Genomic DNA, 20,926 nt, shown 5'->3' with positions numbered 1-20,926 from the left:
CGCTTACGCATCATGGTTACCCGAACCGCGCCGCGGCGACCAAGCTAGTCTTCGACATCGTGACTGAGCCGACCCGCGCGAAGCTGGCTGACGGTCGTGACCTGCTGTTCTTCGCGCTGCCCGGGCATCATCCGGCACCGGTCGAGGACCGCCGGCCGCTGCCGGCGCGATCCACCGAGCAGCAGTCGCAGTTGCGGTTCGACCGAACCACCGGGCAATGGGTCATCATCGCGGCGCTGCGCCAGGACCGCACCTACAAGCCGCCGCCGGAGGCGTGCCCGCTGTGTCCGGGACCGACCGGGCTGACCAGTGAGGTGCCCGCCCCCGACTACGACGTCGTCGTATTCGAGAACCGGTTCCCCAGCCTGTCCGCCGCGCTGCCGTCGTTGCCCGCCGTCGCGCCGGTGCCCGCCGAGGACGGCTTCGTGACCGCGCCCGGGCATGGCCGCTGCGAAGTGATCTGTTTCTCCGCCGACCACACCGGGTCCGTCGCCCAGCTGGAGCCGGCGCACGCGCGGCTGGTCGTCGAGGCGTGGCGGCATCGCACCGCCGACCTGTTGGCCAGGCCGGGCATCGAGCAGGTGTTCTGCTTCGAGAACCGCGGCGAGGAAATCGGGGTGACGTTGACTCATCCGCACGGCCAGATCTACGGCTATCCGTACCTGACGCCGCGCACCGTCACCATGCTCGAGCAGGCGCGTCAACATCGAAAACGGCACGGCACCAATCTCTTCGGTGATTTGCTCGCACGTGAGGCCGCCGACGGCAGCCGCATCATCGCGCGCAACGAGCTGTTCACCGCGTTCGTGCCGTTCGCGGCGCGCTGGCCGGTAGAGGTGCACATCTACCCGAACAGGCTCGTGCGCAACCTGACCGAACTCAGCGGGAGTGAACTCGACGCGTTCGTCCTCGTCTACCTCGACGTGCTCGGGCGCTTCGATCGGATGTATTCCGAACCGCTGCCCTATATCTCGGCGCTGCACCAATACTCCGACACCGCGGCTCAGGCCGAGGGCTACTTCCACGTCGAATTGATGTCCATCCGGCGCAGCGCCACCAAGCTCAAGTACCTGGCGGCATCCGAATCGGCGATGGACGCCTTCATCGGTGACGTCACTCCGGAGAATGTGGCCCAGCGGCTGGCCGAACTGCGATGACGATCCGTTACGCCGCGCCGGGGCGGATCAATCTGATCGGCGAACACACCGACTACAACCTTGGTCTAGCGCTGCCCATCGCCCTGCCGCAGCGCACCGTCGCGACCTTCACACCCGCCGACGACGACGCGATCACCGTGGTCAGCGACCGCGCGGATGCCCCGGTGCGTGTTCGGATCGGCACGGCTCCAAAAGAGGTGGGCGGCTGGGCTGCCTACGTCGCCGGGGTGGTGTGGGCCCTGCGCCAGGGCGGCTACCCCGTGCCCGGCGGCACGATGTCGATCACCAGCGATGTGGAAATGGGATCGGGCCTGTCCTCCTCGGCGGCGCTGGAATGTGCGGCGCTGGGCGCGATCGCGTCCGCGGCCGGGCTCCACATCGACTCGGCGGAACGGGCCCGGCTGGCCCAGCGCGCCGAAAACGAATATGTGGGCGCGCCAACGGGTTTGCTCGACCAGCTTGCTTCGCTATTTGGCCGCGACGCGACGGCGGTGCTGATCGACTTCGCCGACCTCAGCGTCACGCCGGTGGTTTTCGACCCGGACTCCGCGGGTGTCGCGTTGTTGCTGATCGACTCCCGGGAGCGCCACAGCCACGCCGATGGCGACTACGCGGCGCGGCGCGCGTCGTGCGAGCGGGCGGCCGCCGATCTGTCGGCATCGTCGCTGCGTGAGGCGCAGGACCTCGCGGGTCGACAGGGCCTCGCCGTCTTGGCCGGCGTGCGTGACCCGGTCGACGCCCGCCGCGCCCGCCACGTGCTCACCGAAAACCGGCGAGTCACCGATTGCGTTGCGGCGCTGTGCGACTCGGACTATCCCGAGGCCGGGCGAATTTTCACCGCCTCGCACGCCTCCATGCGCGACGACTTCGAGATCACCACCGAACGCATCGACCTGATCGCGGACACCGCGGTGGGCGCGGGCGCGTTGGGCGCCCGGATGACCGGCGGCGGCTTCGGCGGCTGTGTGATCGCCCTGGTGCCGCTGGACCGTGTGGATACGGTCGGCGCGGTGGTGCGGCGCGCCGCGGCCGGCGCCGGCTTCGAGACACCTTCCGTCATGCGAACCCGCGCGGCCGCGGGTGCGGGAATCGTGTGAGCGAACCCGCGGAGCCTGCCGGTCTTTGCGGGCGCGCAGCCGGGTTCAGCCGGCGCTGATGGTGGTCTGTTCGTCGATGACGTTGGTGGCGTCCATCAACGGACCTTGATCGGTCTCGAGCCCATCGGCGTTGAGTTGCAGCACGTAGACCGCGCCCTGACTGGGGATGACCACCGTTTTCTGCGCGATGGCGCGAGTCTGACCGCTGCGCTGGTACGTGCCGCCCACCTGCCAGGCCTGGTAACCGCCGAGCGTGGAGGCGGAGCCGTTTCCGCTGCCCTGGAATCCGGGCAGATTTTGCACCTCGCCGGGCGCGTACTCGATGAGCTTCGCCGGGTCGACGTTGCCGCTCAGCCTGGAGAACAGTGCCGAGACCGTGGGCGGATCCGAGGGATTGGCGGGCGCAAGTTGCACGATGCCGCCGTAGGAGGTACCGGAGTCCGCATTGAGCTGCCAGCCCGCAGGCACCGGCAGGTCGACGTTCGGGCCGGGATCGCCGTGGTGCACCGGCGTCTCGGAGATGTTGTTGTCTTTCACGTAGTCGGCGATGGTGTATTTGGCTTTGGCCGCCGCTGCCGCGCTCGTGTGCGACGACGTTGACGAGGCCGTCGACGTGGTCGACGAAGTGGACGTCGACGTTTTATCGCCGGATTTATTGTCCTGGCCGCAACCGACGAGCACCAAACTCAGCGCTACGGAAATGGTTGCTAGCGTCAAATGTTTCATCGATCCAATCTCCCGAAAATTGGGCCGGTACCAGCGCCAGCCGTGGTGGGCTGACAGTAACCGAAATACCTTGCAGCTTTGCCGGTATTTTTCTGATCTGGCGACGCGGCGACACCGCACCGCCGATCGTTATCGAAATTCGTCGGCCAAAACGCCATACGAATATGGCGTTATGCGGTCTTTTTCGGAGTATTAGACAGGTATGCGCTCGCGGCGGGCCCTCATCGCAGTCATCGCGGCGTCGGCTGTCTTCATGGTCTTCATTGCCGCGGCGCCACCGAAGGGATACGACGGTCCGCCCGTGGTCGTGGCGAACCCGGTCGACCATGTCGCGACCCTCATCGGCACCGGGACGGGCGGCGAGACGGTGGGGGAGATCAACAACTTCCCCGGCGCCACCGTGCCGTTCGGGATGGTGCAGTATTCGCCGGACACGGTCGGCAACTACGCCGGATACAACTACGACAATCCGCGCGCCACCGGCTTCAGCATGACCCACGCGTCGGTGGGATGCGCTGCCTTCGGCGATATCTCGATGCTGCCGGTCACCGGCGCGATCGGCCTGCAACCGTGGAACGCCGCCGAGGAGATCGCTCACGACGACACCGAGCAGGGTATCCCCGGCTATTACACGGTGCGGTTCCCCGGGACCGGGGTAAAGGCCGAACTCACCGCCACCGCGCGCACGGGCGTGGGCCGTTTCAGCTACCCGCGCAACGGCCGTGCAGCCCTTCTCCAGGTGCGCTCCGGCTCGTCCTTGGCGGGTAACTCCCGAGCGACCATCCAGATCGGTGAGGACAACACCACCATCACCGGGTGGGCCACCAGCGGCGGCTTCTGCGACAAGCCGAACGCCTACACGGTGTACTTCGCAATGAAGTTCAGCCAGCCTTTCACCTCGTACGGATCCTGGGATGGCAATGTCGTCCACGCCGGCGCCCGCAGTGCGAACGCGCCGTACAGCGGCGGCTATGTGGAATTTCCGGCCGGCTCGACGCTCGAGGTGCGCACCGCGATCTCCTACGTCGGCATCGACGGGGCGTGGTCGAATCTGGCGGCCGAGGGCGCGGCGGGCTTCGATGACGTTCGCGGCGCGGCTTCGAGGGAATGGAACGCCGCATTGTCCCGTGTGACGGTGGCCGGCCGCGACTTCGACGATCTGACCACCTTCTACACCTCCTTGTATCGATCGCTTCTGCACCCCAACGTCTTCAATGATGCCGATGGCCGCTACGTGGGGTTCGACGGCTCCATCTATACGGTGGCCGCCGGCCACACGCAGTACGCCAACTTCTCCGACTGGGACACCTACCGGTGCCTCGCCGCGTTGCAGGGGTTGCTGTTCCCCGACCGGGCCAGCGACATGGCCCAGTCGTTGGTGAACGACGCCGAGCAGAGCGGTGCGCTGCCGCGCTGGGCGTTTGCCAACGCGGCAACCGGCGAGATGACCGGGGATAGCGTGATACCGCTCATCGTGACCCTGAATACGTTCGGGGCCAACGACTTCGACACCAAAACGGCGCTGCGCTACATGGTCGATGGGGCGACCAAAGGCGGGATTGGCCTGAGCGGTTATGTGGAGCGTCCCGGCATCGCCACCTACCAGCGGTTCGGGTATGCGCCCTTCACGTTGGAGTTCGGCCGCAATGGCTGGATCGCCGACGCGTCGATCACCCTCGAGTGGTCACTCGACGACTTCGCCATCTCACGATTCGCCGAGACGCTGGGCGACGCCGCGACCGCCGCCGCATTCCAGAAGCGGGCTCAGTATTGGCAGAACCTGTTCAACCCGACCACGCGATACATTTCGCCGCGCAGCTGGTCCGGCTTCTTCCGGCGCGGTCCGGGGGTTGTGGTGGCGCCGGGGAACTTCGGCCAGGTCGGGTACGACGAGGGCAATGCCGAACAGTACGTCTGGTCGGTACCGCACAACGTCGCGGGCCTGGTGACGGCCCTCGGCGGCCGCGCCGCCGTCGCCGATCGGCTCGACCGCTTCACCAAGAAGCTCAATGTGGGGCCCAACCAGCCTTACCTGTGGGCCGGCAACGAACCGAGTTTCGGTGTGCCGTGGCTGTACAACTACATCGGGCAACCATGGAAGACTCAACGCACGGTCGACCGGGTACGCGGGCTGTTCGCTCCGACCGCCGACGGTGAGCCGGGCAACGACGACCTGGGCGCACTGGCCAGCTGGTACGTGTGGGCGGCTATGGGCCTGTACCCGGCCACCCCGGGAACGCCGATCCTCACCGTCGGCGCTCCGCTGTTCGACCGCGTCGAAATAGCTTTGCCTGCAGGGAAATCCATTCGAATCGCAGCGCCCGGCGCATCCGGGCCCCGTCACCTCAAGTACATCAGCGGCCTGAAGGTCGACGGCCGGGCAACCGACCGTACATCGCTGCCCGAGTCGATCATCAGCACCGGCGGCACACTGCTATTTTCGCTGGCGGCCTACCCGGACAAGCGCTGGGGCACAGGCGAAGCGGACGCGCCGCCGTCGTTCGCGGCGGGCACTTCGGCGGTGGCCGTCAACGTTGCTGAGCCCGTCGTCACGATCGCACCCGGACACACCGGCAGCGTTACCCTCGATGCGCAACGCATGACGGAGGGCACCGACGGCTACGCCGTCACGGGAGCGTCCTCGGATGTCGGGATCGACGTGAAGCCCGCATCGGGTCGATTCGCCGCTGACGGATCGGCCAGGGTCACCGTTGCGATCACGGTCGCCCAGCCGGTACCCGAGGATTACTACCTGGTGTCATTGACCACCACGGTCGGCCAAAGCGTGCGTACCTCAACGGTTTTCGTAGTAGTTCAGGCGGAAAACTAGATCCTCAGACCATGTCATTGGTGGTCAGCCACCGCATCACCGGCCAGCCGACGAACACCGGCAGCCAGCAGGTCAGCACCCGGTACAGCAGGACCGACGGCACGCCGACGGCCGCCGGCACGCCGAACGCGGCCAGACCACCGATCAGGGCCGCTTCGACCGCTCCGACACCGCCGGGCGTGGGCGCTGCAGAAGCCAGCGTCCCGCCCACCATGGTGACCACGGTGACGGCAACGAAAGTCGTTCCGCCGCCGAATGCTTCGATGCTGGCCCATAACGCCAGTGCCGCACCGAGGGTGGTGCCCGCAGAACCCAGCAGGATCAGAGCCAGCCGCCGTGGTTCGCGCGCGAGCTTGACCAGATCGGTCACCACCTCGTTCAATTTGGGGCGCACTTCGGTCGCCAGCCATTTGCGCAGCGTGGGCACGAACAGGAACGTGCCGACGATGCCCAGCGCAACCCCCGCGATCAGGTACAGCAGGGTCGCGCTCGGGACGAAATGCCGCAGGTTCATCGATGCGCCGGCCGCCGCACTGAACAAGACCAGCAGCGCGATGTGCACGATCACCTGCACCGACTGTTGCAGGGCCACTGCGGCGGTCGCTCGCATCGCCGACAGGCCGCTCTTCTGTAAGAACCGCGTGCTCAGTGCCAACCCGCCGACGCCCGCCGGCGTCGTGGTTGCCGCAAAAGTGTTGGCCACCTGGGCGATTGACAGCGTCCAGAAGTTCACCATGCCGTCCGCGCAGGCCCACAATGCTGCGGCCGCTCCGACGTACGTCAGGGCCGATACCAGCAGGCCCAGCAGCGCCCACGACCAGTTCGCGGTCCTGAGTTGAGAGAAGAACGTCGGCGCCGTGCTGATGAAGGGGTACGCGACATAGACCAGCGCGCCGAAGAGCACCAGCTGAACCAACTGGCTGCGAGTGAACCTGGTGATGGTCTGGGGCTTGATCTGGTCGGCGCCGGTTTGGCGCTTGACCTCGGCCCGCGCGCCGGAGATGACGGCACCGGCGTCCGGCACCGACCGCCGAATATATTGCGGCACAGCGACTTTGGTGAGCCGACGAGAGGCGGCGAGGATGGTGTCCTTCCCGAACACTTCGATCGCCGCGCCCACCGCGGACTTCGGGTCGTAAAGGGCGGAGGCGGTCACCAGGAGCTGTGCGATGTCGGATTGGAGTTGGGCGTCGGTCGCACCGTATTCGGCGTTGCCGAACCCACCGAACATCACGGTGTCGTCCTCCACCGTGATGTGGTGGCTGCGTAGGTCGCCGTGGGCGATCCGGCGGTCGTTGAGGACTCGCAGCGATTCCCACAGCCGGGCAACGGGAATCGTTTTCGCGCATTGGTCGATGGGCGTCCCGCCAGGAGGTCGGTGCGAGTAGAGCATCCAGCCCCGGTCCAGTGGGGCGACTGCGACCGTCGCCGTGTTGGCCAGGCCCGCGTCGCCGATGGCGATCGCCATCAACGCTCGATGCTCCACGGCCCGGCGCATGGAGGTCACCAGGGGTGCGGTTTCGGCGTCGCGTAGTTTCAGCTTGTCCCACAGCTGGCGCAGGGCCCCGCCGCTGCGTTGATGCGGGCCGTACAGCTCGATCAGCGCCGTTTCCCCGAGATGTTCGCCATCGGCCGAAAGGATCAGTGGGCCGCGGCCGGCCGGCCGGACCACGGTGAGCCGCGTAACGGCGAAGCCGGCCTTGGCGAGCGCACGCACCGCGGCGTCCAGCGGTACCTCGAGCGCGGGAGTGCCGACGACGAGCACCACCAGCGCGCCGACGACCCATCCCACCGCCAGGCCCACCAACGAGCGCGCCGGGACGATGGCACTGACCACCAGATGGATGGGGACGAAGGCCAGCAGCAGCGCCCACCACCAGCGCCGCCAGCGCGCCGGCAGCCACGGCCCCGACACCGTCAGCACCGCCGCCAGCATCCCGATCCACCGGGGGTCGTCGAGCAGCTGCGCGGGCAGCGTGGTCAGCCGGTCGAGGGCGTCGAAGTGCCACCGTGGCGCGGAGAGGCCGGTGCCGCTGATCGACAACAAGACGATCGCGATCAGCCCCGCGGTGGCGTACGCGCCCAGCAGTTTCCACTGTCCGGCGACGATGAGGCCGATGAGGATCATGAACGGCAATGCCACGATCGCCAACCCGTAGATCAGGTAAACCACGTCGGATTGCGTCGGCGACAAGACGCCGACGATCTGCGAAACGGATTTCTCCAACGCGATCCATTGCGGGCGGGTGATCACCGAACCCGTGATCACCAGCGCCAAGAAGAGCGACGCCAGCAGCACCCGCAGAATGTCATTGGTCCGCCGGGTCAATGGCTGCAGCAAGTTGCCGGAAACGACGACGTCGCGCCCGTCAACTCGCATGTCTCAACGATCCTTCGGGTTTGCGCCGACACCGTGCTTCCGGCCTGCTAAGTGGCCCGCCGACAAGTTAACTCAATACCCGGTTCATGGACAGCTCCCACTCATCCGGCGCGCGTAGGGTCGGGTAAGTAGGCGTGCTGGCAAAAGCGGGAGGGAACCGGCGTGGCCACGACGGACAACGACAGCTCGGAGATCACCGAGAGCGTCGGGGCGACGGCGCTCGGCGTGGCCGCGGCCCGGGCGGCCGAGACCGAAGGCGAGAACCCGCTGATCAGCGACCCGTTCGCGTGGGTGTTCCTGCAGGCGGCCGGCAACGGCAGGTGGGAGGTTCGCCCCTGCGAACCTGCCCGCCCAGATCGCCGAGATGGAACCCGACCTCAGGCCGCGGATGCAGGGAATGGTCGACTACATGGCCGCGCGGACGGCGTTCTTCGACAAGTTCTTCCTCGACACCACCACCGCGGGCGTGCGCCAGGTGGTGATTTCGGCTGCGGGACTGGACTCGCGGGGCGTGGCGGTTGCCCTGGCCGGACGGCATCACGGTGTGCAAGCTGGACCAGCCGAAGGTGCTGGACTTCAGGGCGTCGACGCTGATGACAACGGCGCGCGGCCGACCTGCAAGCTGGCCAGCGTCCCCGTCGACCTGCGCCACGATTGGCCGTCCGCATTGCGGCGCGCGCCGGCACGGCTGGGCTGTGACGGTCACTGCGGCGCTTCAGCTGATGGCCGGCTACGACCGCAGGCCACCTCGGGACATCGACCACGCCACACCGCAGACGCTGTTTGTATCGGCGCGACGGACCAGAAAGGCAGGGTGACCGGATAGATGAGCGGAGCCAGAACCGACGACGACAGCTGGGAGATCACCGAAAGCGTGGGGGCGACCGCGTTGGGTGTGGCCTCGGCCCGCGCGGCGGAGACCCGCAGCGAAAACCCGTTGATCACAGATCCATTCGCCCAGATCTTCCTCGACGCGGCGGGTGACGGTGTGTGGAACTGGCACTCTGGCGCACAGCTACCGGACGAGGTCGTCGACGCCGAACCGACGTTGCCGTTGCAGATGCAGTCGATGGTCGGCTACATGGCTTCGCGTACCGCGTTTTTCGACAAGTTCTTTCTCGATGCCACCGGGGCGGGCATTCGCCAGGCGGTGATCCTGGCGGCCGGTCTGGACGCGAGGTCCTGGCGGTTGCCCTGGCCGGCGGGCACGACGGTCTACGAGCTCGACCAGACCCGGGTGCTGGACTTCAAGGCGGCCACGTTGGCCGAGCATGGGGCGCAGCCCGCCTGCAACCGCGTATCGGTGGCGGTGGACCTTCGCCAGGACTGGCCGACCGCGTTGCGGCAGGCGGGTTTTGATGTCCGTGCGCCCAGCGTCTGGTCGGCCGAGGGCTTGATGCCATATCTGCCGGCGGCCGCCCAGGACCTACTGTTCGAACGCATTCAGGAGTTGACCGTCCCCGGCAGCCGGGTGGCGGTGGAGGCATTGGGCCCGAAATTCCTCGACCCACAGGTCCGCGCCAACCGCCGTGAACGGATGGACCGGATCCGCGGGCTGATGGCCGGTATCGATCCGGACCGCGAGCTGCCCCGAACCGACGAGCTCTGGTATTTCGAGGAGCGGGAGGACGTAGGCGAGTGGTTCGGCCGCCACGGCTGGGAAGTGACGGTGACACCGTCCGACGAGTTGATGGCCGGCTACGGGCGCGCGGCGCCCGAGGAAGTCCGCGACTACGTGCCAGCGAATCTGTTCGTGGCAGCGCAGCGGACGTAGCTTTAGCCGAACGGAAAGATTGCGACACGCCGGTGGTCTGACCACCTGACTGGCTTTCGGCCAGCCACACTGGCCGCATGGCGCTCCAGCCGGTAAGTCGCCGATCCGTGCCTGAAGCGGTCTTCGACCAAATCGCGACCGATGTGCTCAGCGGCGAGATGCGGCCAGGTGCGGCGTTGCCCAGCGAGCGTCGGCTGGCCGAGGTTCTCGGGGTATCCCGGCCCGCTGTCCGTGAGGCGCTCAAGCGGCTCTCGGCGGCCAGCCTGGTCGAGGTGCGCCAGGGCGGCGTCACCACGGTGCGAGATTATCGGCGGCACGCCGGCCTCGATCTGCTGCCCCAGTTGTTGTTTCGCGACGGCGAACTCGATGCCGCCGTTTTCCGCAGCCTCCTCGAGGCCCGGTTGCGCATCGGCCCGAAGGTCGCAGAACTGGCAGCCGAACAACACGGACCCGAACTGGTTGGGTTGCTTGCACATTCGCTGCTCAGCCTCGAGGTCTCGGCCGGCACGCTCGAGTGGCAGCGAGAAACCCTCGCTTTCTGGGATCATCTGGTCGACAGCTCCGGTTCGATCGTGTTCCGGTTGATGTACAACCCTTTTCGGCCGGCATACGAGCGGGCTTTGACCGCCCTGGCCGACGCGATGAAGACCGAGGCCAACCGAACGGACATGTACCGGACGCTGGCCCGGGCGGTCTTTGACGGCGATGCGGCCGAGGCGGGCAAAGCCGGCCAGGACGTTCTCGAACTCGCCAACTCCACCATGATCGCCGCGCTCGAATGGCGGGAGAAGCGGCGATGAGCAGCCACGCGGTGATTGCCACGTATCTCCGCGGCCAGGTGCAGCCGGGGGTCGACGCGGTCGGCGGTTTCTTCCGGACCTGCGTGCTGACCGGCAAGGCGCTGTTCCGGCGGCCCTTCCAGTGGCGGGAGACGATCGAGCAGGGCTGGTTCATCACCAGTGTCTCGCTGCTGCCGACCCTCGCGGTCGCGATTCCGCTGACCGTGCTGATCATCTTCACGCTCAACATCCTGCTGGCGGAGTTCGGCGCGGCCGACATCTCCGGCGCCGGTGCGGCTTTGGGCGCGGTGACGCAGCTGGGTCCGCTGACCACCGTGCTGGTGATCGCCGGTGCCGGATCCACCGCGATCTGTGCCGACTTGGGCGCGCGCACCATTCGCGAGGAGATCGATGCGCTCGAGGTGCTCGGCATCGACCCGATCCACCGGCTGGTGGTGCCCCGCGTCGTTGCCGCGACCATCGTCGCCACCCTGCTCAACGGCGCGGTGATAACCATCGGCCTGGTCGGTGGATTCGTGTTCGGTGTTTTCATCCAGCACATTTCGGCAGGCGCCTACGTGGGAACCCTCACGTTGATCACCGGCCTGCCCGAGGTGGTCATCTCGGTGGTGAAGTCGGCCATCTTCGGAACCATCGCCGGTCTGGTCGGCTGCTATCGCGGACTGACCACGAAGGGCGGTCCCAAGGGTGTCGGCACCGCCGTCAACGAGACGCTGGTGCTGTGCGTGATCGCGCTGTTCGCCGTCAACGTGGTGCTGACCACGATCGGCGTGCGGTTCGGGACGGGCCGCTGACGTGGCCGTGATATCCGCGCCCGGCGCGCTACGCGCCCGCTACCCGCGAACGGCAGCCAACCTCGACCGCTACGGCGGCGGCACGGTCCGAAGGCTGTACCAGATCGGGATTTTCGCGAGGTTCGCCCGGATCAGCGTCGGCCAGATCGGGTGGGCGTTGCGCCATTACCGGCGCGAGACGCTGCGCCTGGTCGCCGAGATCGGCATGGGTACCGGCGCGATGGCCGTGGTCGGCGGCACCGTCGCGATCATCGGGTTCGTGACGCTGTCCGGCGGATCGCTGATCGCCATTCAGGGCTTCGCGTCGCTGGGCAACATCGGCGTGGAGGCGTTCACCGGCTTCTTTGCCGCACTGGCCAACACCCGCATCGCCGCACCGATCGTCGCCGGGGTCACCCTGGCGGCCACCGTCGGCGCCGGTGCAACCGCCCAGCTGGGTGCCATGCGGATCAGCGAGGAGATCGACGCGCTGGAAGTCATGGGCATCAAGTCGATTTCGTTTCTGGTCTCCACCCGAATCCTGGGCGGGCTGGCGGTGATCGTGCCGCTGTACGCCCTCGCCCTCGACATGGCATTCACGTCGGGCCAGGTCGTCACGACGGTGTTCTATGGACAGTCAAACGGCACCTACGAGCACTACTTCCGCACCTTTCTGCGCCCCGAGGACGTGGGCTGGTCGGTTCTGGAGGTCGTCATCATCGCGGTGGTGGTGATGATCACCCACTGCTACTACGGCTATACGGCCAGCGGCGGTCCGGTCGGCGTCGGCCAAGCGGTCGGTCGATCGATGCGATTCTCACTGGTTTCGGTGGTGATTGTGGTCCTGCTCGCCCAGTTGGCGCTCTACGGCGTCGACCCGAACTTCAATCTGACGGTGTAACCGATGACGCCGGTGCCGCGGATGGGTCGACGCGCCTGGGTGTACGTCGAGGGTGTGACGCTGCTGTTGGTCTCCGGACTGGTTTTGGCGCTGGTGTACCTGCAATTTCGCGGGGACTTCACCCCTAAGACCGAGCTGACGATGGTCGCCACCAGGGCCGGCCTGGTGATGGAGCCGGGATCCAAAGTCACCTACAACGGGGTCGAGATCGGCCGGGTGGCCGGTATTTCGGAAATCGAGCGTGACGGCGCCCCGGCCGCCAAGCTGGCGTTGGAGGTGAATCCGCGCTACATCAAGCTGATTCCGGTGAACGTGGTGGCCAACATCGAGGCGGCGACACTGTTCGGCAACAAATATGTATCCCTGATTGCGCCGGAAAACCCGTCAAAGCAGCGCATCTCGCCGCATGATGTGATCGACGCACGCTCGGTGACCACCGAATTCAACACGTTGTTCGAGACGGTCACCTCGATAGCCGAAAAAGTCAGCCCGATCGAGCTGAACGCGACGTTGTCCGCGCTGGCGCAGGCGCTGGACGGACTGGGAAGCAAGTTCGGGCAGTCCATCGTCAACGGCAATGCGATTCTGGCGCAGCTGAATCCGCGAATGCCGCAGATCCGGTATGACGTGCGGCGATTGGCGGACCTCGCCGACGTGTACACCAGGGCCGCACCCGACCTGTGGGCCTTTCTGCGCAACGCGATGACCACTGCACGCACCCTGACCAGGCAACAGGGCGACCTGGACGCCGCGCTGCTGGCGGCCGTGGGTGTGGGTCACAACGGGGAGGACATCTTCGCCCGGGGCGGGCCGTATCTGTCGCGCGGTGCCGCGGATCTGGTGCCGACGGCCGACCTGCTCGACACCTACAGCCCCGAACTGTTCTGCATGATCCGCAACTTTCGTGACGCCGCTCCGGAAGTCGCGAAAGCGGCTGGCGGCAACGGTTATTCGCTCGCAGCGGCCGGTTCGATCATCGGTGCGCCCAATCCCTATGTCTATCCGGATAACCTGCCGCGGGTGAACGCTCATGGTGGCCCCGGCGGGCGGCCCGGCTGTTGGCAGAAGATCACCCGGGACCTGTGGCCCGCACCGTATCTGGTGATGGACACCGGCGCCAGCCTCGCGCCGTATAACCATTTCGGACTCGGCCAGCCGCTGGCCACCGAATACGTCTGGGGCCGCCAATTCGGGGAGAACACGATCAATCCATGAAAATCACCGGTACAGCAGTCAAACTCGCCATCTTCTGGTCGGTGCTGGCGATGTTCACCGTGATGATCGTCATCGTGTTCGGCCAGGTGCGATTCGATCGCACCACCGGATACTTTGCGGTGTTCACCGACGCGAGCGGGCTACGGGCGGGGCAGTTCGTGCGCGCTTCGGGGGTGGAAGTCGGCAAGGTCGCCAAGGTGACATTGATCGACGGTGACACCCGGGTGTTGGTGGAGTTCAAGGTAGATCGCTCACTGCCGCTGGACCGCGGGACGACCGCGTCGATTCGCTACCTCAACCTGATCGGTGACCGCTATCTGGAGCTCAAACACGGCGAGAGCGGCCACCGACTGGCCCCCGGTGGCCAGATCCCGCTCGAGCACACCCAGCCGGCCCTGGATCTCGACGCACTGATAGGCGGATTCCGGCCGCTGTTCAAGGCCCTGGACCCCAACAAGGTCAACAGCATCGCCCAGTCGATCATCACCGTTTTCCAGGGACAGGGCGCCACGATCACCGACATCCTCGACCAGACGGCGACACTGACCAGCGCGCTGGCCGACCGGGACAGGGCGATCGGCGAGGTGATCAACAACCTGAACACCGTGCTGGCCACCACCGTCAAGCACGAGAAGGAGTTCGATCGCACCGTCGACAAACTCGAATTGCTCATCACCGGCCTGAAGAACAGGGCCGATCCGCTGGCCGCGGCGACCGCGCACATCAGCGAGGCCGCGGGAACCGCGGCCGATCTGTTGAGCGAGGACCGGCCAGTGCTACACGACACGCTCGGGCACCTCGAGGGCATTCAGCAGTCGCTCATCAACGACCTGCCGACGGTTGACGACGTGCTGGGAAAACTGCCGGGCGCGTTTCGCGTAATCGGCCGTGCCGGCGGCATTTACGGAGACTTCTACAACTTCTACCTGTGTGACATCTCGATCAAGGTCAATGGGTTGCAGCCTGGCGGTCCGGTGCGCACGGTAAAGCTGTTCGGGCAGCCGACCGGGAGATGCACGCCGCAATGAGAACGCTGACGGAGTTCAATCGCACCCGCGTCGGCCTGATGGGCGGGCTGGTGACGCTGCTCGCCGTCGGTGTGGGGCAGAGCTTCACCAGCGTGCCGATGCTGTTCGCCACCCCGACCTATTACGCACAATTCGCCGACACCGGTGGCATCAGCGTCGGCGACAAGGTGGAGATCGCCGGGGTGAACGTCGGTTTGGTGCGTTCGCTGGTGATCAGCGGCGATCGGGTCCTGGTTGGCTTTTCGATGCCCGGCAAGACGATCGGGACGCAAAGCCGTGCCGCGATTCGCACCGATACCTTCCTGGGCCGCAAGAACATGGCGATCCAGCCTCGTGGTCCGGATGCGCTGCGGCCCAACGGGATCATCCCTTCCGGCCAGACCACTACCCCGTATCAAATCTATGACGCGTTCGTCGATGTCACGAAGGCGGCGACGGATTGGAACATCGACGTCGTCAAACGGTCGCTGAACGTCTTGTCGGAGACGTTCGATCAGACCGCACCGCACCTGAAGGCAGCGCTGGACGGTGTCGCCAAATTCTCCGGCACCATCGGTAAGCGCGACGATCAGATCAAGCGGCTGCTGACCAACGCCGACAAGGTCACTCGCGTGCTCGGCGACCGTAGCCAACAGGTCGACAGTTTGCTGGTCAATGCCAACACTTTGCTGGCCGCGTTCCGGCAGCGCAGCCAGGCGCTGAGCATCCTGCTGAGCAATGTGTCATCGGTGTCGACACAGGTGTCCGAATTCATCAAGGAGAACCCCAATGCACATCACGTGCTGCTGGAGCTGGGCACGGTCAGCGACGAGCTGGTCAAGCGCAAGCAGGAACTGTCCGATGTGCTCTTACTGGTCAGCAGATACACCGCATCCCTGACCGAAGCGGTCGCGTCGGGACCGTTCTTCAAGGCGATCGTGGCCAATCTGATTCCCGCTCAGGTACTTCAGCCGTGGCTCGATGCGGCGTTCAAGAAGCGGGGCATCGACCCGGAGAACTTCTGGCGCAGCGCCGGGCTGCCGGCATTCCGCTGGCCCGACCCCAACGGCACAAGGTTTCCCAATGGCGCACCGCCCCCGGGGCCGCCGGTGCTGGAGGGCACCCCGGACCATCCGCGGCCGGCCGTACCGCCGGGATCGCCCTGTTCGTACGCGCCGGCACCCGACAGTCCGCCGCGGCCCGGAAACCCCTTGCCCTGTGCGCTTTCCGATCAGGGACCGTTCGGCGCGGTGCTCGGCGGTTTTCCGGCGCCGCTGGATGTCGCGGCGTCGCAGCCAAACCCCGACGGACCGCCGCCGGCGCCCGGTATCCCGAGCGCGCGCCGGCCGGGTGAGGCGCCGCCGGACATTCCCGGCACCGTGGTACCGCTTCCCGAGCATGCGCCACCGGGGGCACGTACCGAGAACCTGCGCCCGGCAGGTCCGACCCCGCCACCGTCGACGTTGGCCCCGGGCCTGCCCCCCGGTCCACCGGCGGCGCCGGGACCGGGACCGCAGCTGCCGGCACCATTCATCACGCCCGACGGAACAGGGGACCGATGAGCACCATCTTCGATATCCGCAACCTGCGATTGCCGAAAGTGTCCGCCCGGGTGGTGGTGGTCGCGGCCTTGGCCGCGGTCTTCGTCTTCGTCGCCGCGGCGGCCGGAGTGCAGCTCTACCGAAAACTAACCACTACCACGGTCGTCGCGTACTTCTCCGAGACTCTGGCGCTATATCCGGGCGACAGAGTCCAGATCATGGGTGTGCGGGTCGGTTCGATCGACAAGATCGAGCCGGCCGGCGACAAGATGCGAGTCACCTTGCACTACAACAACAAATACAAGGTGCCGGCCAAGGCCACCGCATCGATTCTCAACCCCAGCCTGGTGGCCTCGCGCACCATTCAGTTGTCACCGCCCTATACCGGCGGACCGGTGCTGAATGACGGCGCGGTCATCCCGATCGAACGCACTCAGGTGCCTGTCGAGTGGGATCAGCTACGCGACTCCATCAACGGGATCCTGCGGCAGCTGGGCCCGACCCCCCAGCAGCCGGCGGGGCCGTTCGGCGACATCATCGAATCGGCCGCGGACAACCTGGCCGGCAGGGGCCAGCAGGTCAACGACGCCCTGAACAACTTGTCGCGGGCGCTGACCGCGCTCAACGAGGGACGAGGGGACTTCGTCGCGATCACCAAAAGTCTGGCCCAGTTCGTCACCGCGCTGTATCAGCACAAACAACAGTTCGTCGCGCTCAACGACAACCTCGCTTCGTTCACCGACTGGTTCACCAAATCCGATCACGACGTGAGCGACACCATCACCCACCTCGACGACGTTCTCGGCGCCGCCCGAAAGTTCTTGAACGACAATGGGGCCGCGCTGACCCACGATGTCGACAACCTCGCCGACGTGACCACCACCATCCTGCAACCCGAGCCGCGAAACGGCCTGGAAACCGCCTTACACGTGCTACCGACCTTTGCGGGCAACTTCAACAACCTCTACCAGCCCGCCCACAGCTCGCTGGTGGGCCTGTTCGTGTTCCCCAACTTCGCCAACCCGATTCATTTCATCTGCAGCGCCATTCAGGCCGGCAGCCGGCTGGGTTATCAAGACTCGGCCGAGCTGTGCGCACAATATCTGGCGCCGGTCCTGGACACCCTCAAGTTCAACTACGCGCCCGCCAGCCTGAACCCGTTCAACTCCGCGGCCACGCTGCCGAAGGAAGTCGCGTACTCCGAAGAGCGACTGCGCCCGCCGCCAGGGTACAAAGACACCACCGTTCCGGGCATCTTTTCGCGCGACACCCCCCTTGCGTATGGCAACCATGAGCCGGGCTGGGTGGTCGCGCCCGGGATGCAGGGCACGCAGGTCCAGCCGGCTACCGCCAACATGCTCACCGCCGAATCGCTCACCGAGCTCGTGGGTGGTCAAGACGTCGCGCTTCCGCCGGCGGGGACCAATTCACCCGGGCCGCCGAACGCCTACGACGAGTCGAATCCGGCGCCCCCACCGTGGTTTCCGCCGCCCGCACAGGCGGGGCCGGCCCGGTGAGCGCGAACGGCACACCGAAGCCATCAAGGCGGCCCGCCGCCCTCGCTGCCCTGCGCCGCCAGCTCGTGCTGCTACTGGCCGCGGTGATGTTGACGTCCTGTCATTGGCGGGGCATCGCCGATATGCCGCTGCCGGTCGGCCACGGCACCGGCAGTGACCACATGACGATTTACGTGCAGATGCCAGACACGTTGGCGCTGAACACCAATAGTCGGGTAAGGGCCGCCGACGTGTGGGTCGGCACGGTGCGGGCCATCACCCTGAAGAACTGGATCGCCACCGTCAGGCTGGATCTCGATCCAGGCGTGCAGCTGCCGGCGAACGCGACCGCAAAGATCGGCCAGACCAGTCTGCTGGGCACCCAGCACGTCGAGCTGGCCGCGCCGAGAAACCCGTCCGTGCGGCGATTGAAGAGCGGCGACACGATCCCGCTGAAGAATTCCTCGGCCTACCCAACCGTCGAACGGACGCTGGCAAGCGTCGCGGTGATCCTCAATGGCGGCGGCATCGCGAACCTCGACGCGATCCAAACCGAGGTCGTCAACATCCTAGATGGTCATGCCCAGCAGATGCGCGAATTCCTCGGGCGCCTCGACACTTTCATCACCGCTTTGAACCGGCAACGCGATGACCTCACCCGCGCAATCGATTCGACCAACGAACTCCTGACCATCTTCGCGAATCGCAAAGACACGCTCGACCAAGTCTTGACCGACGTCCCGCCGCTGATCCAGCATTTCGCCGACACCCGCGAACTGTTCGCCGACGCCACCGAATCCCTGGGGCGCTTCAGCAGTGCCGCCAACCGGGCGTTGACCGATACCCGCCCTAACCTCCGCCGGAGCCTACAGTCGCTGCAGCGGCCGCTGCGCCAACTCGTCCCGGCCTCCCCGTTCGTGGCCGGCGCGCTGAAGTTGGGACTCACCGCGCCGTTCAACATCGATGACGTCTCCCAGGTGATCCGCGGTGACTACGTCAATGTGTCTGCCGTGCTCGACCTGACGCTGTCCACCATCGACAACACGACGCTGACCGGTACCGGATTCTCCGGGGCGCTGCGGGCGCTCGAGCAATCCTGGGGACGCAATCCGGACACCATGATCCCGGACGTGCGCTACACGCCGAACCCCAACGACGCCCCGGGCGGGCCGTTGGTGGAAAGGGGTGAATGAAATATGTTGCCCCGCTTGATCAAAACCCAGCTGGTGCTTCTGACGGCGGTGGCCGTGGCCGCGGTGGTGGTCCTCGGCTGGTATTACCTCCGGATACCGAGCCTGGTCGGCGTCGGTCGTTACACGCTTTATGCCGAATTGCCGCAGTCCGGGGGCCTGTATCGAACGGCCAACGTGACCTATCGGGGAATCACCATCGGCAAGGTCACCGGTATCGAACCGACCGAACGCGGCGCGCGCGCAACGATGAGCATCGAGGACGGCTATCGCATACCGGCCGACGCGGCGGCCAATGTGCATTCGGTGTCGGCGGTGGGCGAGCAATACGTCGACCTGGTGTCGACCGCCAACCGGGGTCCGTACCTGGCGGACGGTCAGACGATCACCAAAAGCACGGTCCCCAGCCAGATCGGCCCTGCGCTGGATGCCGCCAACCGTGGATTGGTGGTGCTCCCGAAAGACAAGGTCGCCTCACTGCTGTACGAGACGTCGCAGGCCGTGGGCGGGCTGGGGCCATCGCTGCAACGCCTGGTGGACGCGACCCAGGCGATCGCCCACGACTTCCGGGGCAGCATCGACGACGTCGACGAGATCATCGAACGTGCGGCGCCCATCGTCGACAGCCAGGCCGATTCCGGTGAGACGATTGGGCATTGGGCCGCCAATCTGAACACGCTGGCCGCGCAGACCGCGCAGAACGATCAGGCGGTGCGGAGCATCCTGGCCGGCGCGGCGCCGACGGCCGCGCGGGTGAACAGCACATTCGGCGACGTGCGGGAGTCGTTGCCGCAGACGCTGGCCAATCTCGAGGTCGTAATCGACATGCTCAAGCGCTATCACAACGGCGTGGAGCAGGCGCTGGTGTTCTTACCCCAATCCGGTGCGATCGCCCAGTCGGTGACCGCGCAGTCTCCGGGCCAGGCCGCGCTCGGTGTCGGCGCCATCTCGCTCAACCAGCCGCCGCCGTGCCTGACCGGCTTCCTGCCGGCATCGCAATGGCGGTCTCCAGCCGACACCAGCACCGCGGCGCTCCCGGCGGGCACCTACTGCAAGATCCCGATGGATGCGACGAATGTGGTTCGCGGAGCGCGCAATTACCCCTGCGTGGATGTACCGGGGAAGCGAGCGGCCACCCCGCGAGAATGTCGGAGCACCGAACCCTATGTGCCGCTGGGCACCAACCCCTGGTATGGCGACCCCGATCAGGTACTGACCTGCCCGGCGCCGAGCGCGCGATGTAACCAGCCGGTGAAACCGGGGCTGGTGATCCCGGCACCGTCGGTCAACAACGGCCTCAACCCGGCGCCCGCCGATCAGGTGCCGGGTACACCGCCGCCGATAAGCGATCCGCTGCAGCGACCCGGATCGGGCACCGTGTTGTGCAATGGGCAGCAGCCGAACCCGTGCACCTACACCCCGAGCGGGCTGCCCACCGCGCTTTACGACGTGCGCAGCGGCAAGGTCGTGGGTCCCGACGGTGTGGTTTATTCCGTTGCGAATTCGGCCACCATCGGAGACGAGGGGTGGAAGACGATGCTGGGGCCGGCAGCGTGAGACGGGAAGGCACGCCCGGTGCGACGCTCGCGAATTCGTGACATCAAATCCGTTGTGCCACTTCACTTCAATGGCTGCAGAGGCCGGCGATTTGTTTTGTCGGTGGTGACTCCTGGACCTGAGGCGGTCCCGATGGCGTCCGACAACCCCGAATGTAGGAAATCGGTTGACCCATTTCGATGCAGGCCCGCGAAATGCCGATCCCGGCTGCGACATGTGCTATTGGGACACGCCGTAACGCGCGACGAAGTGCCGGGCGCCTCCTACGGCCAGTGGCGCATCACGGTGCGCGATCGTTCAGCCTTGACAATAGCTTGAGCCTGCTTTCGCGCCCACCGCACCCAATGTGTCTGCACCTCAACGTATTTCGGGTATCAGCCGCAGCGGTAACGACGCTAGTTGGTCGGTGGTGGTTGGGGTTGGAAGGGTTCATACCACCACCAGTTGGCGCGTTCGCCGGTGGGTGCGGGGTAGGGCGCCAC

The 20,926-nt window shown here is 66.2% G+C and carries 16 protein-coding genes and 1 pseudogene; 14 read left to right on the top strand and 3 right to left on the bottom strand.

The features are described 5' to 3' along the window. Nucleotides 1-59: 59 nt before the first annotated feature. Both galT and A5686_RS09740 read left to right on the top strand, forming a co-directional pair. Nucleotides 60-1,157, top strand: a complete 1,098-nt coding sequence (galT, locus tag A5686_RS09745) for a galactose-1-phosphate uridylyltransferase (protein WP_067933567.1) — start codon at nucleotides 60-62, stop codon at nucleotides 1,155-1,157. Continuing rightward, nucleotides 1,154-2,254 (top strand): galactokinase, encoded by a 1,101-nt coding sequence (locus A5686_RS09740; protein ID WP_067933566.1) that lies wholly within the window; start codon nucleotides 1,154-1,156, stop codon nucleotides 2,252-2,254. Before galT ends, A5686_RS09740 begins: the two co-directional genes overlap by 4 nt. 45 nt (nucleotides 2,255-2,299) lie before the next feature. Here the strand turns inward: A5686_RS09740 and A5686_RS09735 are convergent, their stop codons facing one another. Beyond that, nucleotides 2,300-2,980, bottom strand: coding sequence for an LpqN/LpqT family lipoprotein (locus tag A5686_RS09735; protein ID WP_067933565.1), 681 nt, complete (start codon nucleotides 2,978-2,980; stop codon nucleotides 2,300-2,302). Nucleotides 2,981-3,182: 202 nt separating this feature from the next. On the opposite strand from A5686_RS09735, the gene A5686_RS09730 reads away from it, so the two are divergent. Continuing rightward, the gene (locus A5686_RS09730) at nucleotides 3,183-5,810 is read left to right on the top strand and encodes a GH92 family glycosyl hydrolase (protein WP_067933563.1); all 2,628 of its coding nucleotides are present in this window, start codon (nucleotides 3,183-3,185) and stop codon (nucleotides 5,808-5,810) included. Nucleotides 5,811-5,814: 4 nt separating this feature from the next. On the opposite strand, the gene A5686_RS09725 is transcribed toward A5686_RS09730, so the two are convergent. Beyond that, entirely contained in the window at nucleotides 5,815-8,190 is a 2,376-nt protein-coding gene (locus A5686_RS09725) for a lysylphosphatidylglycerol synthase transmembrane domain-containing protein (RefSeq protein ID WP_067933560.1), read from the bottom strand. A gap of 162 nt (nucleotides 8,191-8,352) precedes the next feature. Here A5686_RS09725 and A5686_RS09720 point away from each other — a divergent pair. The 11 genes and pseudogenes from A5686_RS09720 to A5686_RS09670 all read left to right on the top strand — a co-directional run. Continuing rightward, nucleotides 8,353-8,869: pseudogene (locus A5686_RS09720) on the top strand (SAM-dependent methyltransferase); the annotation flags it as partial. 147 nt (nucleotides 8,870-9,016) lie between these two features. Further along, the gene (locus tag A5686_RS09715; protein WP_067933558.1) at nucleotides 9,017-9,964 is read left to right on the top strand and encodes a class I SAM-dependent methyltransferase; all 948 of its coding nucleotides are present in this window, start codon (nucleotides 9,017-9,019) and stop codon (nucleotides 9,962-9,964) included. Between the two features lie 77 nt (nucleotides 9,965-10,041). Continuing rightward, nucleotides 10,042-10,764 carry a FadR/GntR family transcriptional regulator gene (locus tag A5686_RS09710; RefSeq protein WP_067933556.1) on the top strand — a complete coding sequence of 241 codons (723 nt, stop codon included), beginning with the start codon at nucleotides 10,042-10,044 and terminating at the stop codon, nucleotides 10,762-10,764. Beyond that, nucleotides 10,761-11,558, top strand: a complete 798-nt coding sequence (locus A5686_RS09705; protein WP_067933640.1) for an ABC transporter permease — start codon at nucleotides 10,761-10,763, stop codon at nucleotides 11,556-11,558. The genes A5686_RS09710 and A5686_RS09705 overlap by 4 nt, the downstream gene beginning before the upstream one ends. Nucleotide 11,559: 1 nt before the next feature. After that, a complete protein-coding gene (locus A5686_RS09700) occupies nucleotides 11,560-12,438 on the top strand; it encodes an ABC transporter permease (protein ID WP_067933554.1) in 879 nt (292 codons plus the stop codon). Nucleotides 12,439-12,441: 3 nt separating this feature from the next. After that, a complete protein-coding gene (locus tag A5686_RS09695) occupies nucleotides 12,442-13,653 on the top strand; it encodes an MCE family protein (protein ID WP_067933548.1) in 1,212 nt (403 codons plus the stop codon). Next, the gene (locus A5686_RS09690; protein ID WP_067933547.1) at nucleotides 13,650-14,681 is read left to right on the top strand and encodes a virulence factor Mce family protein; all 1,032 of its coding nucleotides are present in this window, start codon (nucleotides 13,650-13,652) and stop codon (nucleotides 14,679-14,681) included. Before A5686_RS09695 ends, A5686_RS09690 begins: the two co-directional genes overlap by 4 nt. Next, nucleotides 14,678-16,222 (top strand): virulence factor Mce family protein, encoded by a 1,545-nt coding sequence (locus tag A5686_RS09685; RefSeq protein ID WP_067933546.1) that lies wholly within the window; start codon nucleotides 14,678-14,680, stop codon nucleotides 16,220-16,222. Before A5686_RS09690 ends, A5686_RS09685 begins: the two co-directional genes overlap by 4 nt. Then, nucleotides 16,219-17,718, top strand: a complete 1,500-nt coding sequence (locus tag A5686_RS09680) for a virulence factor Mce family protein (RefSeq protein ID WP_067933544.1) — start codon at nucleotides 16,219-16,221, stop codon at nucleotides 17,716-17,718. The genes A5686_RS09685 and A5686_RS09680 overlap by 4 nt, the downstream gene beginning before the upstream one ends. A 50-nt stretch (nucleotides 17,719-17,768) precedes the next feature. Next, nucleotides 17,769-18,890, top strand: a complete 1,122-nt coding sequence (locus A5686_RS09675) for a virulence factor Mce family protein (RefSeq protein WP_255405006.1) — start codon at nucleotides 17,769-17,771, stop codon at nucleotides 18,888-18,890. Between the two features lie 3 nt (nucleotides 18,891-18,893). After that, nucleotides 18,894-20,444, top strand: coding sequence for an MCE family protein (locus A5686_RS09670; RefSeq protein WP_067933541.1), 1,551 nt, complete (start codon nucleotides 18,894-18,896; stop codon nucleotides 20,442-20,444). Between the two features lie 395 nt (nucleotides 20,445-20,839). Here A5686_RS09670 and A5686_RS27900 read toward each other — a convergent pair. Beyond that, nucleotides 20,840-20,926, bottom strand: an 87-nt coding sequence (locus A5686_RS27900; protein WP_231986244.1) for a hypothetical protein, incomplete at its 5' end; no start/stop codon positions are given.

The sequence above is a fragment of the Mycobacterium sp. E2479 genome (assembly GCF_001667925.1).
GTDB lineage: Bacteria > Actinomycetota > Actinomycetes > Mycobacteriales > Mycobacteriaceae > Mycobacterium.
The sequence above is the reverse complement of the archived record's forward strand: the minus strand, read 5'-3'. Positions and strand labels throughout refer to the sequence as shown.

Bases quoted from the DNA above. Each gene is read 5' to 3' on its own strand.
- A5686_RS09740 (WP_067933566.1), top strand. From the start codon at position 1,154: ATGACGATCCGTTACGCCGCGCCGGGGCGGATCAATCTGATCGGCGAA.
- A5686_RS09735 (WP_067933565.1), bottom strand. From the start codon at position 2,980: ATGAAACATTTGACGCTAGCAACCATTTCCGTAGCGCTGAGTTTGGTG.
- A5686_RS09730 (WP_067933563.1), top strand. From the start codon at position 3,183: ATGCGCTCGCGGCGGGCCCTCATCGCAGTCATCGCGGCGTCGGCTGTC.
- A5686_RS09725 (WP_067933560.1), bottom strand. From the start codon at position 8,190: ATGCGAGTTGACGGGCGCGACGTCGTCGTTTCCGGCAACTTGCTGCAG.
- A5686_RS09715 (WP_067933558.1), top strand. From the start codon at position 9,017: ATGAGCGGAGCCAGAACCGACGACGACAGCTGGGAGATCACCGAAAGC.
- A5686_RS09710 (WP_067933556.1), top strand. From the start codon at position 10,042: ATGGCGCTCCAGCCGGTAAGTCGCCGATCCGTGCCTGAAGCGGTCTTC.
- A5686_RS09705 (WP_067933640.1), top strand. From the start codon at position 10,761: ATGAGCAGCCACGCGGTGATTGCCACGTATCTCCGCGGCCAGGTGCAG.
- A5686_RS09695 (WP_067933548.1), top strand. From the start codon at position 12,442: ATGACGCCGGTGCCGCGGATGGGTCGACGCGCCTGGGTGTACGTCGAG.
- A5686_RS09690 (WP_067933547.1), top strand. From the start codon at position 13,650: ATGAAAATCACCGGTACAGCAGTCAAACTCGCCATCTTCTGGTCGGTG.
- A5686_RS09685 (WP_067933546.1), top strand. From the start codon at position 14,678: ATGAGAACGCTGACGGAGTTCAATCGCACCCGCGTCGGCCTGATGGGC.
- A5686_RS09680 (WP_067933544.1), top strand. From the start codon at position 16,219: ATGAGCACCATCTTCGATATCCGCAACCTGCGATTGCCGAAAGTGTCC.
- A5686_RS09670 (WP_067933541.1), top strand. From the start codon at position 18,894: ATGTTGCCCCGCTTGATCAAAACCCAGCTGGTGCTTCTGACGGCGGTG.